Raw genomic sequence first — 17,585 nt, 5'->3', positions numbered from 1 at the left:
CCTGCGGCGCACTGATCCACAGACCGCAAAACAGGGCCGCGGGCACGGGAGTTGTTGCGGAGGAGAGCGAGCCCCGGAGGGCGGGTGAGCTGTGCGGGAGCGCCTGGGCGGCCACGGTGCGGATAGCCGCCTCGGAAAGGAAAAGGGAGAAAGGCTAGGGGAAGCTAGGGGTTATCTCCGCCACGACCCGGTCCGTACTGTTTGGCGCCAGGCAGGGAACCCGGAGGTCAAGGCCTATGTCTCCGTCACTCGTTCACCAATGCCCGTCCCGTGCACAGGTGGTGGCGTAAAGGGACCACGGTCCGATACCGCCACCGAAGCCGCCTTCTCCGGTCTGCCGCCGAAGCGGCGCGGGCCCCTCTCGCCACGGCCGGGATCGCTGCCGGGCCACTGACGTAGGTCTTGGCGGCGATGTTGACCCCGGACCCTCCTCAGCGGCGAGGCCCGTCACCGAGGACACCCGCACTCGCCCACACCGGCCGCCCATGAAACGACTCGAAGGACTCAACGGCATGGCTAAGCGCTTCTCCACCATCGCGGTGATAGGTCTCGGGACCACCGGGTCGGTGCTCGCGAGCATGGCCGCCCGCAGCGGCCGCCGGGTGATCGCCGTCGACACCGACGCCTCCGCTCTGGACCTGGCCGGTGCCCGGCTGACCGACACCGGACCGGGCACGATCGACCTCACCACGCGCTCGGCCGACATCGTGTCGGCGGACCTGGTGATCGAAGCGGTACCCGAGCGGATGAAGACCAAGTGCGAGGTGCTCAGTCACGCGCACCACGCGTGCGCCCCGGGCGCGGTGTTCGCGACGACGACCAGCGGACTGGCGGTGACCGACATCGCCTTCGGCTCGGGGCGGCCATGTCGCACGGTGGGGCTGCACCTGTTCCCACAGGGGCCGATGGACCCGGCGACCGCCGTGGAGGTCGTGGGTACGCCCCTGACGGACGGGTCCGTACTCACGGACGTCCAAGCACTGATTCGAGACCTCGGGCAGGTCCCGGTGTCGGTGCCCGATCGCGCGGGCTTCGTCGGCGGGGCCCTGACCATGGCCTATCTCAACGACGCCGCGACGATGTACGAACAGCGCTACGCCTCGCGCGACGGCATCGACACCGCCATGAGGCTGGGCTGCGGGCTTCCGCGGGGGCCGCTGGCCCACCTGGACGCGATCGGGCTGGATGTCGCGCGTGACACGTTGGACGCGCTGCACGAACGCACCGGTGACCGCCGGTTCCTGCCCGCCCCCGTACTGACGCACATGGTCGCCGCCGGCCTGCTCGGGCTGAAGGCCGGGCGTGGCTTCTACCACTACGGTGCCCCGGACGCCGACGGAGCCGCGGACACCAGCGACGAGCTGCCGACGGCCCGCCCCGCACGGCGTATCGGTGTAGTGGGTTCGGGGACGATGGCCACCGGCATCGCGCAAGCCTGCGCACGGGCGGGGTACCCGACGACTCTCGTGGCGCGCAGCGAGGTCCGCGCCAAAGAGGCGCTCGCCACCGTGGAGAACTCGCTGAACCGGGCGGTGCAGCGGGGCAGACTGACACCGGAGCAGCTCACCTCGTCGATGGAGTCGCTGACCGGTGTGTCCCGCCTGGAGGCGGTCGCCGGATGCGATCTCGTGGTCGAGGCGGTCGTGGAGGACATCGACGTCAAGCGGACGGTGTTCCGGGAACTCGACGCCGTATGCGGGGCGCAGACCGTGCTGGCGACCTCCACATCGAGTCTGCCGGTCATCGAATGTGCCATGGCGACCGGTCGGCCCGAGGCCGTGGTCGGGATGCACTTCTTCAATCCGGCACCGGTGATGAAACTCGTGGAAGTGGTGCGGACCGCGCTGACCTCGCGCGAGACACTCGGCGTGGCGCACGCGACCGCCACCGCGCTCGGCAAGCGTCCCGTGGGCTGTTTGGACCGGAGCGGGTTCATCGTGAACGCGTTGCTGTTCCCGTATCTGAACAGTGCGGTGGCCCTGCTCGACGAGGGGGTCCTCACCGCCGAGGGCATCGACACGGTGATGGCCCTGGGGCAGGGCCATCCCATGGGCCCGCTCCAGCTGCTGGACGTGATCGGTCTGGATGTGTCCGTGGCCATCCTGCGCACGCTGCACACCACGTTCCGGGAGCAACGCCTCCTGCCCTCGCGCCCTCTTGAACAGCTCGTGGCGGCCGGCCACCTGGGCCGCAAGCGGGGCAAGGGACTGCGGAACCACGAGCTCTGAGCCGGTTCGCACTTCGCGTCCGTTGGCGACACCAGTGAAACACCGTACTTGTGGAGGAAACATCATGCGGGACATCGTGAGCGCTGCCCTGTCGGACGATGCGGTCGGTGCGGATTTCGCCGCGTTGCCGGTTCCGCAGTCCTACCGCGGTGCCGTAGTCCTGCGGGACGAGTCGGAGATGTTCCAGGGTATGGCGACCGCCGACAAGGAACCCACGAAGTCCCTCAGCGTGCGCGAGGTGCCGACTCCCGAGCCCGCTCCGGGCGAGGCCCTCATCGCGGTGATGGCCAGCTCCATCAACTACAACACCGTGTGGACCTCCCTCTTCGAGCCGATGCCGACCTTCGGTTTCCTGCAGCGGTACGCGCGGTCCAACGAACCTGGCGCGGAGCGACACGATCAGCCCTACCACGTGGTGGGTTCCGACCTGGCGGGCATCGTGCTGCGTACCGGGCCCGGCGTGCACCGCTGGAAGCCGGGCGACCGGGTCGTGGCGCACTGCCTGTCCGTCGACCTGCAGTCCCCGGACGGGCACGACGACACCATGCTCGACCCGGAGCAGCGCATCTGGGGGTTCGAGACCAACTTCGGCGGGCTCGCCGAGCTGTCCCTCGTCAAGTCCAACCAGCTCATGCCGATGCCCAAGCACCTCACGTGGGAGGAGGCCGCTGCCTCCGGGCTGGTCAACTCCACCGCCTACCGGCAACTCGTCTCGCGCAACGGTGGGCAAATGAAGCAGGGCGACGTGGTTCTCGTCTGGGGCGCGGCGGGCGGCCTCGGCTCGTACGCCACGCAGCTCGCCCTCAACGGCGGCGCGACTCCGGTGTGCGTCGTGTCCGGAGAGCGCAAGGCCCAACTCGTCCGGTCCCTGGGCGCCGAGCTCGTGATCGACCGGGCGAAGGAGGGGTACCGGTTCTGGAAGGACGAATCCACCCCCGACCCCAAGGAGTGGAAGCGCCTGGGCTCCCACATCCGGGAGCTGACAGGGGGTGAGGACTCGGACATCGTCTTCGAGCACCCCGGCCGGGAGACCTTCGCCGCCAGCGTGTACGTGGCGCGGCGCGGCGGCACCGTGGTCACCTGCGCCTCGACCTCCGGATTCCGGCACGAGTACGACAACCGCTATCTGTGGATGTCGCTCAAGCGCATCGTCGGCAGCCACTTCGCCAACTACCGGGAGGCCTGGGCGGCCAACCGCCTCATCGGCCGGGGGATGATCCATCCGACCCTGTCCACGGTGTACCCACTGTCCGACGTCGGCATCGCCACGCAGGCCGTGCACCGCAATCAGCACGCCGGCAAGGTCGGAGTGCTGGGCCTGGCGCCCGCGGAGGGGCTCGGCGTCCAGGACGAGGCGCTGCGGGAGCGCCACCTGGCAGCTATCAACCGCTTCCGCAGCCATGGCAGTTGAGGCCGGACCCGGGCTGCCCGCCGCGCATGACGAGAAGGAGACAGAGATGGCGTTTGCGCGTGTGCACCTCGACGAATCGAAGTGCGTCACCTCGGGGCAGTGCGTCCTGACCGCCCCCGAGGTGTTCGATCAGCGGGAGACGGACGGTGTCGGCGTCGTGCTGACCGACTCCCCCGCCCCGGAACTGCGCGACAAGGTGCAGGAGGCCGCGGCCGGCTGCCCCGCGGCGGCGATCCGACTGCTGCACCAGCCCCCCGGACGGGTGGCCGGCGGCTGATTGAGGGGGCATAGGGGGGTGTCCGACAACGCCGCGGGCAGGCACGTTGGTCGAGGTGACCTCACCACATGCCGACGTGACCGCCGCTCCGCACCGCTGCCGGGGTGGCGGAGGACGGCCGCGAGCGGATTCCTGAACCACCCTCGTCGTGGCCCGAGTTCCGGTTTCCGACAGACATACTCACTCACCGAGTACGGAGCATAAAGACATTGGCAGCCAACAGTTCTCTACCAGCCGAGCCGCTCACCGACGAGATCCCGCTCTCCCTGTGGGGACGGAACGATCTACGGGTCCTGCCATGGGAACGCGATCCGGTCGACCTGGGCTTCCACTCCTATACGTATCTGGTCGGATCCGACTCGGACATGTATGTCGCCAAGTGCGTGCCCGCCGCCCAGGGGCCGAAATTCACCAGCGGCCTCACGGTCGCCCTGGTGGTCGAGGAGCACGGCATCCCAGCCGGCGGGCCACTGCCGACCGCCCGGGGCGAGATCACCGCCTACCACGGTGAATGGTGCTGGGCATTGCTGCGTCACCTCGACGGCGGGCGGGCCGACGAGAACGATCCCGTGCACATGCGCCGGGCCGGCGAGACGCTGGGAGCCATCCATACCGCACTGGTCGGCACCCCTCCTCCGCCGGACATCCTGAGCTGGGACCACCTGGACGTCATGATGGTCGACGAGGCGCCGTTCCTCGAGGACAAGCCATGGATCCAGCAGGCCATATGCGAGGCGTACGAGACGGTGGCCGGCAACGTCACGGTGGGCCTGCTGCACGCCGATGCCAGCATGAACACGTTCCGGGTGAAGCCCGATTCGATGGGGCTCTTCGACTGGGGCGAAGTCATGTACGGCCCCCTCCTCTTCGATGTCGCCACCGCCCTCAGCTATCTGGACAGGTCCGTGGACGTCGGCCCGCTGCTGCGGGGATACATGGCGAAGTCCCCGGTGTCCCCGTCGGAACTTCCCCACCTCGGAGCCCTCCTGAAGTTCCGTGCGGCCGCGGAGGCCTGGATCTACGCCCGACGCGAGTGGGTGGGCAATGACATCGGGAACATCGGCGATCTCAGCAATGCGAACCTCCTCGACCGGGCACGGAAGAACCTCGCGTCGGCCGAGCAGGACGGCGAGCGTTTCCTGCGCCAGTACGAGTGAGTACCCCAGCGTCCGGACCGACAACTCCTCATTGCCTACGCTAGGAGACGGAACACCCATGTCACAGCTCTCGTCCGAACTCCCCGCCTTCCCCATGCCCAAGGCGAAGGGCTGCCCCTTGGACCCGCCCCCCGAATACGCTCAGTTGCGGTCGGACCGGCCGGTCGCGAAAGCGAGGCTGTGGGACGGCAAGGAAGTGTGGCTGATCACCGGGTATGACGAGATCCGCTCGATCTTCACCGACCCGCGCATCAGTGTCGACAACACGCAGCCCGGTTATCCCTGGCTGAGTGAGCAAGCGCGGACCGTCGTGCTGACCGGCGGCGTGAAGCCGGTGGGCCGGATGGACCCGCCCGAGCACACCGCCATGCGGCGCATGCTGGGCCAGGGCTTCCTGGTCAAGAAGATCCAGAACATGCGCGGTGACGTGGAGGCCCTCGTCAACGAGCTCATCGACGACATTCTCGCGGGTCCTCGGCCGACGGACCTGGTGCCGTCGTTGGCCATGCCGGTGCCGTCCACCGCACTGGGATGGGTGCTGGGTGTCCCCCCGGCCGACAAGCGCCTCATCAGCCTGGTTCCCCGGCTGTTCGACGAGGACTCCGGGCTGGAGGGCGCCATGGAGGCACGCGCCGAACTGTTCGCGTACATCGACGAGTTGATCACGCACCGGGAGAACGAACCGGGCGACGACATCATCAGCCACCTGGTCGGCTACTACCAGAAGGGGGAGCTGTCGCGCGTCTCCGTGCTCACCCAGTCGGTCACGCTGATCGCGGCGGCACTCGACACCACCAGGAGCATGATCACCAACGGGATCCTGGCCCTGCTGCAGCATCCCGAGCAGGCGGCGGCACTGATCGAGGACCCGGACCTCGTACCGGCGGCGGTCGAGGAACTCCTGCGCTACACGGTCGTCACGGAGTTCTCGTCCAAGCGCGTGGCCGCCGCGGACATCGAGATCGCGGGCGAGACCATCAAGGCGGGCGACGGCATCATCTGCCTGATCAGTGCGGGCAACCGGGACGAGAAGGTCTTCACCGATCCCGACACCCTGGACGTCCGGCGGGACGCCAAACAGCACTTGGGCTTCGGGGCCGGCATCCACACCTGCATCGGGAAACAACTGGCCCGCATGGAGCTGGAAGTGGTCTACGGAACCCTGTTCCGCCGGATCCCCGAGCTGCGGCTGGCGGTCCCCTTCGACCAGCTGGTCTTCCGCAACACGTTCGACGTGCAGGGCGTCCGGGCGCTTCCCGTCACGTGGTGAGGCACGGCTGTTGACGGTGGTCCCCGAAGCATCGCACCTCCGCGCGCTTCGTCCGCTGTCGCTCCTCGGCAGGGCGCACCCGAGCGCCCTGCCGGTCGCGTTGATGTTCCCCTCTCGGGCCGCACGCGTTGGTGTCCCGGTCCGTACGCGTTCCTGCGTGGCCGGGGCGCCGGCCGGACCGCGGCCCTGATGAGTCGACCGAGGACTACCGTCATGATGGAAAAGACCATTCCTGCCAGGTCCATGTCCCGGGCCTGGATAGGCCGATACTCCCTGGCATGGCTCGGGCTGTGGATGGCCTACCTGGTGCCGCAGCAGTTCGCCATGCCCGACCAGCTGGCCCGGGTCGACCCGGCCGGCCGGATCACCGACTTCGGCGTCATCAACGCCGTGTGCGGCATCGTCGCCCTGTTCACGCTGCCGCTGTTCGGGACGCTGTGCGACCGGACCCGATCCCGGTTCGGCCGCCGGCGGCTCTGGGTCGCCGGCGGCGCGACGCTGTTCGCGGGCGGCCTGGTCGCCACCGGCCTGCAATCCGGCTGGACCGGGATCGGCCTGTCCTGGCTGGCGTGTTCGATCGGCTTCTGCATGGCCACGGTCGGCTTCACCGCGCTGGTCGCCGACCAGGTCCCCGAGGCTCAGCGCGGCACCGTCTCCAGCGCGATGTTCGGACCGCAGACGGTCGGCGTGGTGCTCGGCCTGTTCTGCCTGACCGCGATCCCCGGCGACCTGCCGCGCTACCTGCTGCTCGCGGCGGGCGTGCTCGTGCTGGCCGCGCCGTTCGTCCTCAAGCACCGCGACACCACAACGACCCGGTCCGACGGTGGTGTCGGCCTCCGCGAGTTCGTGGCCAGCGTTCGGGACAACCCCGCGTTCGCCTGGACCTTCGGCACCCGGGTGCTGATGAATCTGGCCAACGCGCTGGCCACCAGCTACCAGCTGTACTTCATCACCGACGTGCTGCGGGTGGCTCACCCCGAGCAGGTGCTTCTGCTGCTGACCCTGGTCTACCTGGGGTGGACGCTGGTCTCGGTCTACTTCTGCGGGGTGCTGTCCGACCGGCTCGGCCGGCGCCGGGCGTTCGTGGCCTGCGGCGCGATCGGCCAGGCGCTGGGCTGCGCGGTCGTCGCGATCGCGCCGGGCATGGGCACCGCGCTGGCGGCGACGTCACTGTTCGGTGTCGGCGTCGGCGCCTACCTGGCCGTCGACCAGGCGATCATCACCGCGGTGCTGCCGGCGGCCGAGAACCGCGCCCGGGACCTGGGCATCATGAACATCGGCCTGTTCGGACCGCAGACCCTGGGGCCGCTGCTGGCCGGCCTGGTCATCGGCGCGCTGGGCGGATACCAGGTCCTGTTCGCACTGGCCGGGGTCACCAGCCTCGTCAGCGGCGTGCTGATCTACCGCGTGTCCTCGGTACGTTGAGCGCGCCGTCCGCAGCGGACGCCGGGGCACGGGGGGTGAGCGCGATGCGGGTTGTCGTTCTCGGGGTGACCACCGGTCTCGGCGGCCGGCTCGCGTCCTCCCTGCTGGCCGGCGGGGACATGCCGGTCGGGCTGGTCCTGCGGGACAGCGACGCCGAGCGCATGCGGGCCGCCCGCATCGAACCGTTCGTGCTCGACACCGACGGATCCGACCTCGACGTGCAACTGAAGCGGGCCTTCCGCGGCGCGGACGCCGTCGTGCTGGCGGCCGGTACCGGCACCGGCCCGGGTTCGCTCGGCGCGGCGGTGTCCTCGCCGGCGGCTCAATTGTGCGCCGCGGTCGAGGACTGCGGCGTCCGCCGGTTCGTCATGGTGAGTGCGCATCTGCCCGGCGCCCGGGACCGCGCCGCCCTCGGCGACCAGCTCGATGCCTACCTGGCCGAGAAGCGCGCCGCCGAACAGGTGGTGCGCGAGCAGGACCTGGACTGGTGCGTGCTGCGCCCTGGCATGCTGACCGACGATCCCCCGCTGGGGACCGTGCGGGCCCGGCCCGACGGCGTCCCGACGGTCGGCGACGAACTCTCCCGCGGCGACTGCGCCGAGGCGATCCGTACCGTGCTGACGCAGGGAATCACGGGTGTGTGGCACGCCACGACCGGGGCGACACCCATCGAGCACGCGTTTCGCGCTTGATTTCGCTTTCCTGCTCCCCGGGGCCCGCGAGAGAAAGTCACCCTGCTGCCCCGGGGAGTTGTTCACCGGTCTTCCACCCGGCTCACGCGGAGAACGGCTACTGGTCATGCTCCAGCCGGAAATTCGCCGCCGTGGCCAGAAAGAGATCGTTGGATTCCCGGGCGCCCACAGTGACCCGGACCCCGTCCTCGGCAAGCACCCGTACCCCGATACCTGCACGGGCACAGACGCCGGCGAATTCCGCACTGCGCCCGCGGAGCGGGAGCCAGAGGAAGTTGGCCTGGGAGCATGAGACCGGCCAGCCCTGCTCGATGAGGGCGTCCTCCATCCGGTGCCGCTCGGCAATGACCAGGTCGACCCGCTTCATGACGTCGTCCGATGCGGCCAGGGAAGCGATTGCCGCCTCCTGCCCGATCTGGCTGACCCCATAGGTCGCCATTGTGCGCAGCGCCGCTGCGACGGCTTCCGGGGCGATGGCGAAGCCGATCCTCAATCCAGCCAGGCCGAATGCCTTGGAGAAGGTCCGCACCACGGCGACATTGGGGTATTCGCGGCATACGGTGATGCCGTCCGCCGCGTCCTTGTCGGACACGAACTCGGCGTAGGCCTCATCCAGGACAACGAGCACGTCCTCGGGAACGCGGGCGAGGAAATCCACCAATTCGTCGCGGCCCACCGTCCTGCCGGTGGGGTTGTTGGGGGTGCAGAGGAAAATCAGCCGAGTCCGTGCGGTGACACGCTCCGCCATGGCGTCGAGGTCGTGGTACCCCTCGTCGGTCAACGGAACCGCGACCGGGGTCGCGCCGCAGATGGCCTTGGTGATGACGGGGTAGGCCTCGAATGACCGCCAGGCGTACATCACTTCGTCCCCTGGGGCGGCCATCGCCTGGATGAGCGACTGGATCACGCCCACCGATCCCGCGCCGGCTGCGAATCGGGTGGGCGGCAGGTCAAACCTGTGTGCCAGTGCGGCTATCAGTCGTGCGCAGCCGATATCCGGGTAGCGGTTGAACCGCCTGGTAGCCGCGATCGCCGCGTCCAGGACGCCGGGCAGCGGATCGTAGGGGTTCTCGTTCGCCGCCAGCAGGTGCGTGAATTCCGCAGTGGGCGCGCCGCCCGACCGGCTCGCCGCGTGCACGGCAATGGAGTGCAGTTCTGGACGCGGCCGTGGTCCTGGCATATCAGAACACACACCTTCCCTGAGATCGAATGGAGTGGAAGACACGTAAGGGGACGCTGAGCCAAGGGAATGGCGTTGAGGATTCCGCTCGCTTCCGCACAGGGTGGAATGGGCACGTGGCCGGCGGCGTCCGGTGCTGACGGCCCGTTCGCTTTCACCCCCGCCGTCCCGGCAGCGGTATCGCCAGACCTTGTCAACAAGCTGCCGGTCGGCTCCGTTGCCGGGCAACCCCCTATGCCCCCCTCACGTCACGTACTGCCGCCACGTTTTCCGGCCCGCGCCGGAATTCGCTCCGCGGCACGCCTGATTTCCTGGCAGCGCATTACCGACCGGTGAATCAGCACCCCGCAGCCCCGCGCACCGCATTCGGGGGTGATAGGGGTGTTGCGGCCAGGCGCCTCTTGCTTGGGTTGTTCGGTATGACAGCAGGAATGCAGCGCGTCGTCGTCGTGGGTGTGGGCCGCCAGGAGGAATTCGGCGTCGCTTCGGTGTCGTCGACGCTCTGGGCCGCGATCGAGGACGCCCACGTGGTTCCGTCCGCCCGCAGCCGTGTGGTGGTTCTGCTCGCACGGACGGACGAGAAGGACCAGCCGGACTGGGACGACGTCCCCGGTGTGAGCGTGCGTGCTCCGCGGGACTCCGGCTCGATCTTCGCGACGGCCGAGACGTGTCTGCGCGCGGATCGCCCCGCGCTGGTCGTCGTCCACGACGAGACCGGCGGCGTGGCGGTGGCGCTGGCTCTGGAGACGGCCGGTGCCGAGCACTACGGCCCGCTCTGCGACGACGCCGAGGAGCGCGCGGCGCAGCTGCGCGCGCTCAGGCCCCGGGACCGCACGAGCGCCCCGGATGCCACGACTGCCGGCACCGTCCCGCTGCTGCTGTCCGGCCGTACCGAGGCCGGTCTGCGCGCCCATGCCGGCCGTCTGGCGGCTCACCTCCAGGAGCGTACGGACATCTCCGTGGCCGACGCCGCCTTCACCCAGGCCACGGCACGCACGCTCTGGCCGCACCGGGCGATGGTCGCCGTGGCCGACCGGGATGCCGTCGTCTCAGCTCTTCGCGCGGTGGCCGAGGGCCGGGCGGGCGACGCGGCGGTTCGGGCCGGGAGCGGTGGACCACAGTCCGCGGTGTTCGTCTTCCCGGGCCAGGGCGCCCAGTGGGTGGGGATGGCGCGCGAACTCGCCGCGACGACCCCGGTCTTCCGCGACAAACTGGCCGAATGTGCACGGGAGTTGCGCCCGTTCGTGGACTTCGAGCTCGACGACGTGCTCTCCGGGGCCCTCCCGCTGGAGCGGGTCGAGGTGATCCAGCCGGCCCTGTTCGCCGTCATGGTCTCGCTCGCGGAGCTGTGGCGGTCGAACGGCGTCACGCCCGCGGCGGTCGTGGGCCACAGTTTCGGCGAGATCGCGGCGGTGACCGCCGCCGGAGCGCTCACCGTGGCGGACGGCGCGCGGCTGGTCGCCGCCGTCAGCAAGGCGCTGGCGCGGCTCCAGGGCAACGGGGAGATGGTCGCCGTGGCGCTCCCCGCCGAGCAGGTCACCGCGCTGGTCGCCGAGTGGGATCTGGACCTGGACATCGCGGTCGTCAACGGCCCCGGCTCCACGGTCGTCGCGGGCACCACCGAGTCCGCGACGGCCTTGTTGGAGCGGCTGCGCGCCCGGGACGTGCGGGCCACACTGCTGCCCATCGGGATCGCCGGGCACTCGTGGCGCATGGAGCCCGCCCACGAGTACCTCGTGCAGGAGGCCGCTGCGGTACGGCCGCGCGTCACCGGGATACCCGTGTACACGTCCACCACGACCGATCCGCTCGACACCGGCGACCTGGATGCCGAGCACTGGTTCCGCAGCCTTCGCGAGCCCGCCCGGTTCCAGCAGGTCATCGAGGAACTGCTCGGCCAGGGCCACCGGGTGTTCGTGGAGATGAGCCCGCACCCGGTGCTCACCCTGCCGATCGAGGAGACCGCCGCGCACCTCGGCCGCGACGTCGTCGTCCTCGACACGATGCGTCGTGACGACGCGGGCCACGACCGCTACCTGCGCGCCCTGGCCGAGGCGCACCTGCACGGCGTCGCCCCCGACTGGAGCACCGTCCTGCCCGTCGCCCGCCGCGTCTCGCTGCCTCCCTACCGGCTCGACCTGGACACGGCGGACGCCACCGGCAGCGGCGGCACCGGGCCCGGCACCGGACTGCGTGAGCGACTGCTCGGGTGCGCCCCGGCACAACGCGTCGACGAGGCCCTCCGCCTCGTGACGGACGCCGTGGCCGCGCACATCGAGCCGATGGCGCGGGCCATCGGCACGGACGAGGCGTTCTGGTCGCTGGGGGTGGACTCCGCGGGTGCCCTGCGGGTCCGCAACCGGCTGGTCGAGGTGACCGGGCTGCGGCTGCCCGTGACGGTCTTGTTCGACCACCCCACTCCGCGCGCGCTGGCGGAGGAACTGGTGCGCGCGGTGCTCGGCGGCGACGCACCGGCCCCGGCCCCGGCCCCGGCCGCGACGACGACGGCGCCGGCCGACCCCGACGAGCCGCTCGCCATCGTCGGCATGGCCTGCCGGTTCCCCGGCGGGGTCAGGTCCCCGGACGAGTTGTGGCAGCTGGTGCACGAAGGGCGGGACGCGGTCGCGGCCTTCCCGGCCGACCGCGGCTGGGACCTCACCGCGCTGTACGACGCCGACGCCTCGCAGCCGGGCACCTCGTATCAGCGCGAAGCCGCTCTGCTCGACGGCGTGGCCGAGTTCGACGCCGCCTTCTTCGGCATCTCCTCGCGTGAGGCACGGGCGATGGACCCGCAGCAGCGGCTGCTGCTGGAGACGTCGTGGGAAGCGCTGGAGCGCGGCGGGATCGACAGTGCGACCCTGCGCGGCAGCCGGACCGGTGTCTTCACCGGCGTCATGAGCCTGCCGTACGGCCGGCCGCTGCACCAGGCACGGCCCGACCTGGAGGGCTATGTGATGACGGGTACCACCTCCAGCGTGGTCTCCGGCCGGCTGTCCTACGTCCTGGGCCTGGAAGGTCCCGCCCTCACCCTCGACACGGCCTGCTCCTCCTCCTTGGTGGCGCTGCACCTGGCGGGTCAGTCGCTGCGCCGCGGCGAGAGCGACCTGGCGCTGGTGGGCGGGGCGACGGTGATGGCCGAGGCCGGACTGTTCATCGAGTTCAGCAGGCTCCGCGCGCTCGCGCCCGACGGCCGTTCCAAACCGTTCTCCGCCGATGCCGACGGCTTCGGCATGGCCGAGGGCGTGGCCGTGCTGGTGGTGGAGCGGCTGTCCGACGCGCGGCGACTGGGCCATGACGTGCTGGCGGTGGTCAGGGGGAGCGCCGTCAACCAGGACGGCGCCTCCAACGGCCTCACCGCGCCCAGCGGCCCCGCCCAGCAGCGGGTGATCCGGGCCGCGCTGGACAGTGCCGGCTTGCGCGCCGCGGACATCGACGTGGTGGAGGCGCACGGCACCGGGACGCGGCTGGGCGACCCCATCGAGGCACAGGCGCTGATCGCGACGTACGGGAGCGATCGCCCCGCCGAACGTCCGTTGTACGTCGGTTCCTTGAAGTCGAACATCGGGCACGCGCAGGCGGCGGCCGGGGTGGCCGGGGTGGTGAAGATGGTGCAGGCGCTGCAGCACGGTGTGATGCCGCGCAGCCTGTACGCGGACCATCCGACGACGGAGGTGGAGTGGTCGTCGGAGACGGTCGAGCTGCTGGCCGAGGAGCGCGCGTGGGATCGTGCCGACGGTCGCCCGCGCCGGGCCGGTGTGTCCGCCTTCGGGATCAGCGGGACGAACGCGCACATCATCCTGGAGGAGTGCGCGCCGCAGACTCCTGTGACCTCCCGGGGCGCGGAGTCCGGCGTCCCCTGGGCGGACGTGGCGATGCCGCTGGTGCTCTCCGGCAAGACTCCGGACGCCGTACGCGAGCAGGCGCGGGCGCTGCGGGAGCACCTCGCGTCGCACCCGGAGCTGCCGCTGGCGCACGTCGCCCGGGAGCTGGCCACGCGCCGTACGGCGTTCGAGCACCGCGCCGTGGTCACGGGCGACCGGGAGGAGGTCCGGGCCGGTCTCGGCGACGTCTCCCCGGTGCTCGCCGGGTCCGGCAGGGTGGCGGCCGTGTTCTCCGGCCAGGGCGCGCAGCGCGCGGGGATGGGCCGGCAACTGGCCGCGGACTTCCCGGTGTTCGACGAGGCGTTGACGGAGGTGTGCGGCCACCTCGACCCGATGCTCGGACGTGGACTGCGGGAAGTGATGTGGTCCGACGATCCGGAACTACTGGGCCGGACGGAGTTCGCACAGCCCGCGCTGTTCGCGTTCGAGTGGGCGCTGGCCCGGCTGTGGCAGTCCTGGGGCGTGTCGTTCACGGCTGTCGTGGGTCACTCGGTGGGCGAGATCGCCGCCGCCGTGGTCGCCGGGGTGCTGACGGTGCCGGACGCGGCGCGGCTGGTGGTGGCCCGCGGCCGGCTGATGCAGTCCCTGCCCGGCGGGGGCGCCATGCTCGCCGTCGCCGCGGGCGAGGACGAGGTGGCGGCCACACTGGGCGATTCCGCGCTCGTCGGAATCGCCGCGGTCAACGGGCCCGAGGCGGTCGTCGTCTCCGGTGCCCGCGACGAGGTGGCACGCGTGGGCAAGGTCTGGCGCGCACGCGGCCGACGTGTCGCCGAGCTCCGGGTGAGCCACGCCTTCCACTCACCGCTCATGGAGCCGATCCTCGACGAGTTCCGCTCGGTGGTGGAGGAGCTGCGCTTCCGGCCGCCGACCGTCCCGCTCCGTGCCACCGCCGACACCACCTGCCCCGTCGACACCGCCGCCTACTGGGTCGACCACGTGCACAACGCCGTACGGTTCGGCGACGCCGTAGGGCAGCTCGCCGAGGCCGACATCCTGATCGAGGTCGGCCCGGACGCCGCCCTGGCCCCGCTGATCGAGACCGGTCACACCGTCCTGGCCAGCACCCGGCGCGACCGGTCCGAGACGCACACCGTCCTCACCTCGCTGGGCCGGGCCCATGCCCATGGCGCCGACGTCGACTGGGCCGCGCTCCTGCCGCCCGCTCCCCGTGCCGACCTGCCCACGTACGCCTTCCAGCGGCAGCGCTACTGGGACTCCGCGTCGGACGCCACCGCCGGTGCCGCGGGAGCGGATCCGCAGCCGCACCCGATGCTCACCTCGCGCACGGATCTGCCGGGTGACGGCGGCCTGCTGCTGTCCGGCAGGCTGGCACCCGGCAGCGATCCGTGGCTGTCGCATCACGTCGTCATGGGCACGGTGCTGCTGCCCGGCACGGGCTTCGTCGAGCTCGCGCTCGAAGCGGCCCGCGCGGCCGGCGCCGGGTCGGTCGACGAACTCGTCCTGCGCGCGCCGATGGTGTTCGCCGAGGGCAAGCCCCGCGACCTCCAGGTGTGGGTGGGGCCGGGCCAGGACGCCGAGCGTGAACTGCAGATCCGTACCAGGGAGACCGGCGGCGACTGGACGCTGCACGCCACCGGTCTCCTCGCGGCGCGGACCGCCGACACCGCAGGCTTCCGCGACGGCGACTGGACCGGCGGGGTCTGGCCCCCGGCCGGTGCGCGGCAGCTTGTCGGCCGCTCGTTCTACGAGGAGCTCGCGGCCCGTGGCTACGAGTACGGCCCGGCTTTCCGGGGCACCAAGGCCCTCTGGGAGCGTGCCGGCGACCTCTTCGCGGAGGTCATGCTCCCCGCGCGGCAGCCGCGCGGGTTCGGTATCCACCCCGCACTGCTGGACGCCGCCCTGCATGCCCTGCCGATCACCGGCAGCCTCTACGAGGCCGGCGAGGTCCGGCTGCCGTTCTCCTTCAACAGCGTGTCCCTGTTCTCCTCGGATGCCCGGCGGCTGCGGGTGCGAATCCGGGCGGACGCCGACTCCGCCGCCGTGTGGATCGCGGACGACGCCGGGTCCCCCGTCCTCGCCATGGAGGGCCTCATCCTGCGCTCCATCGAGCGCGCACAGCTGGAAGCGGCGGGGGCGACCGGCCGCACCGGGTGGTTCTCAGAGACGTGGCGGCAACTGGGGCGGGCCGCCACGGCCGACCGGGTGCCCGGGAACTGGCTCCTGCTCGGCGAGGTGCCCCCGGCGCTCGGCTCCCTCTTCGAAGACCCGCTCACCGCCGCTTCCTGGGACCGCTCGACCGCGCCGGACGGGGTGCTCGTCGGCGCCGGAGCCGCGGAGGATCTGCTCGCCGCCCTGCACGAGGTCGCCGGGCACCCGACCGGCCCGGTCTGGTGCGTCACGAGCCGCGCCGTCGGAGTGGGGACGGTCGACGACCCCACCGCCGACGTGCGGGCGGCGGGTGTCTGGGGGCTCGGCCGGGTGGCCGGACTGGAACTGCCCGACCGCTGGGGCGGACTGGTGGATCTGCCCGAGCGGATCGACGACGCGACGCGGCGGGCGCTGGCCGGGATCCTCACCGACGACGGCGCCGACGACCAGGACGACGAGGACCAACTCGCCGTTCGCGACGGACAGCTGTGGGCTCGTAGGCTCGTGACCACGCCCGCGCCGCAGGCCGGTACCTGGACGCCCAAGGGCACCGTGCTGATCACCGGCGGGACCGGCGGTCTCGGCGGGCACGTCGCCCGCCGGATCGCCGAGCAGGGCAGCGCCGACCGTATTCTCCTCCTCTCCCGTCAGGGCTCGGCGGCCCCAGGCGCCACCGAACTGCTGGAGGGCATCCGCGCGTTCGGCGCCACGGCGGAGGCCGTCGCCGTCGATGTGACGGATCGTGCCGCGATGAGCGGCCTGATTGACGCCCTGGCAGCGGAGGGAGCCCCGGTACGCACCGTGGTCCATGCCGCGGGCGTGGTCCGGGACGTGCGGATCGCGGAGACCGGGGCCGAGGAGCTGGCGGCCCAGATGGCGGCCAAGGTCGAGGGTGCCCTGCTGCTCGACGAACTACTGCCGGACCTCGACGACTTCGTCCTGTTCTCCTCCATCTCCGGCGTCTGGGGCGCCGCGGGCCAGGCCGGGTACGCCGCCGGCAACGCCTGCCTCGACGCACTCGCCCGGCGCCGCCGCGAGCAGGGCAAGCGCGCGGTCTCCGTCGCCTGGGGGCCGTGGGCGGGCGGCGGCATGCTGACCGAGCACGACGAACGGGAACTGCGCAAGCGTGGTCTGACCCCGCTCCTGGTGCCCGCCGCCCTCCAGGCCATGGAGCAGGCCATCATGTCGGACCGCACGGGGGACCCGGTGGTGGCCGACATCACCTGGTCGCGCTTCCTGCCCGCGTTCACCGCCTCCCGGCCCAGTCCGTTGCTCGGCTCGTTCGAGGAGAAGGCCGCCCCCGAGCACCAGGCACCGTCGGACGGCCGGCGTCCCGAGGGTGAGACGCAGGGCCTCACACAGCGGCTCGCCGCACTGCCGGACGCCGAGCGGCTCCCCGCCCTGACCGAGGTCGTGCAGACCCATGTGGCGGCACTCATCGGCGAGTCCGGACCCGAGCGGGTCAGTCCCGACCGTGCGCTCAAGGAGATCGGGTTCGACTCCCTGATGTCCGTGGAACTGCGCAACAGGTTCGCCGGTCTCATCGGCGTCAAGCTGCCCGCCACGCTGGTCTTCGACCATCCGACGCCGAACGCGCTGGCGCGGCATCTTCTGGGGCACCTCGATTTCGGCGCGGCCGGCGCCGCACCGGCCGACCGGCCGCTGCTGGAGGTGGTCGAGGACCTCCAGAACCGGGTCCTGTCGCCGCTCACCGATGCCGCCACCCGCCAGGCCCTGGCCGGCCGTCTCACCGAGCTGCTGGACCGGCTGGCCGCACTCGACGCCCGGCCGGTCGCCGAGGCGGACGGGCTCGCCTCGGCCAGCGCCGCCGAGCTGATGCAGTTCATCGACACCGAGTTGGGGGACATCTGACGCCGGGCGGCCCCGCCGGCCCCGGGCGGGGCCGCCACCGATCCTCTGCCACCACTCCTGTTCCCGTCGCGCCCTGTTCCGGG

At 71.2% G+C, this 17,585-nt stretch carries 9 protein-coding genes; 8 read left to right on the top strand and 1 reads right to left on the bottom strand.

What is annotated here, in order from left to right:
• Nucleotides 1-512 precede the first annotated feature (512 nt).
• The 7 genes from BKA18_RS34830 (at nt 513) to BKA18_RS34800 (ending at nt 8,460) form a co-directional block, all read left to right on the top strand.
• The gene (locus BKA18_RS34830; protein ID WP_366044902.1) at nt 513-2,228 is read left to right on the top strand and encodes a 3-hydroxyacyl-CoA dehydrogenase family protein; all 1,716 of its coding nucleotides are present in this window, start codon (nt 513-515) and stop codon (nt 2,226-2,228) included.
• A 64-nt stretch (nt 2,229-2,292) separates the two neighbouring features.
• Nucleotides 2,293-3,639, top strand: coding sequence for a crotonyl-CoA carboxylase/reductase (ccrA, locus tag BKA18_RS34825; RefSeq protein ID WP_366044901.1), 1,347 nt, complete (start codon nt 2,293-2,295; stop codon nt 3,637-3,639).
• Nucleotides 3,640-3,685: 46 nt separating this feature from the next.
• Entirely contained in the window at nt 3,686-3,916 is a 231-nt protein-coding gene (locus BKA18_RS34820) for a ferredoxin (protein WP_366044900.1), read from the top strand.
• A gap of 209 nt (nt 3,917-4,125) precedes the next feature.
• Complete coding sequence (locus tag BKA18_RS34815) at nt 4,126-5,073, top strand: phosphotransferase enzyme family protein (protein WP_366044899.1); 948 nt, start codon at nt 4,126-4,128, stop codon at nt 5,071-5,073.
• Between the two features lie 58 nt (nt 5,074-5,131).
• Nucleotides 5,132-6,343 carry a cytochrome P450 gene (locus BKA18_RS34810; protein WP_366044898.1) on the top strand — a complete coding sequence of 404 codons (1,212 nt, stop codon included), beginning with the start codon at nt 5,132-5,134 and terminating at the stop codon, nt 6,341-6,343.
• Nucleotides 6,344-6,556: 213 nt separating this feature from the next.
• Nucleotides 6,557-7,768, top strand: a complete 1,212-nt coding sequence (locus BKA18_RS34805; protein WP_366044897.1) for an MFS transporter — start codon at nt 6,557-6,559, stop codon at nt 7,766-7,768.
• Between the two features lie 44 nt (nt 7,769-7,812).
• Nucleotides 7,813-8,460 (top strand): NAD(P)-dependent oxidoreductase, encoded by a 648-nt coding sequence (locus BKA18_RS34800; protein WP_366044896.1) that lies wholly within the window; start codon nt 7,813-7,815, stop codon nt 8,458-8,460.
• A gap of 97 nt (nt 8,461-8,557) precedes the next feature.
• Here the strand turns inward: BKA18_RS34800 and BKA18_RS34795 are convergent, their stop codons facing one another.
• On the bottom strand, nt 8,558-9,640 hold the full coding sequence (locus tag BKA18_RS34795) for a histidinol-phosphate transaminase (RefSeq protein ID WP_366044895.1): 1,083 nt from the start codon (nt 9,638-9,640) through the stop codon (nt 8,558-8,560).
• A gap of 419 nt (nt 9,641-10,059) precedes the next feature.
• Between BKA18_RS34795 and BKA18_RS34790 the strand changes: the two genes are divergently transcribed.
• On the top strand, nt 10,060-17,502 hold the full coding sequence (locus BKA18_RS34790) for an SDR family NAD(P)-dependent oxidoreductase (RefSeq protein ID WP_366044894.1): 7,443 nt from the start codon (nt 10,060-10,062) through the stop codon (nt 17,500-17,502).
• Nucleotides 17,503-17,585: the final 83 nt, after the last annotated feature.

The sequence above is a fragment of the Streptomyces auratus genome (genome assembly GCF_050433025.1).
Classification (GTDB): Bacteria; Actinomycetota; Actinomycetes; order Streptomycetales; family Streptomycetaceae; genus Streptomyces; species Streptomyces sioyaensis.
The sequence above is the reverse complement of the archived record's forward strand: the minus strand, read 5'-3'. Positions and strand labels throughout refer to the sequence as shown.

Coding starts and splice junctions, on each gene's coding strand:
- BKA18_RS34810 (WP_366044898.1), top strand. CDS start 5,132: ATGTCACAGCTCTCGTCCGAACTCCCCGCCTTCCCCATGCCCAAGGCG.
- BKA18_RS34795 (WP_366044895.1), bottom strand. CDS start 9,640: ATGCCAGGACCACGGCCGCGTCCAGAACTGCACTCCATTGCCGTGCAC.
- BKA18_RS34820 (WP_366044900.1), top strand. CDS start 3,686: ATGGCGTTTGCGCGTGTGCACCTCGACGAATCGAAGTGCGTCACCTCG.
- ccrA (WP_366044901.1), top strand. CDS start 2,293: ATGCGGGACATCGTGAGCGCTGCCCTGTCGGACGATGCGGTCGGTGCG.
- BKA18_RS34805 (WP_366044897.1), top strand. CDS start 6,557: ATGATGGAAAAGACCATTCCTGCCAGGTCCATGTCCCGGGCCTGGATA.
- BKA18_RS34790 (WP_366044894.1), top strand. CDS start 10,060: ATGACAGCAGGAATGCAGCGCGTCGTCGTCGTGGGTGTGGGCCGCCAG.
- BKA18_RS34800 (WP_366044896.1), top strand. CDS start 7,813: ATGCGGGTTGTCGTTCTCGGGGTGACCACCGGTCTCGGCGGCCGGCTC.
- BKA18_RS34830 (WP_366044902.1), top strand. CDS start 513: ATGGCTAAGCGCTTCTCCACCATCGCGGTGATAGGTCTCGGGACCACC.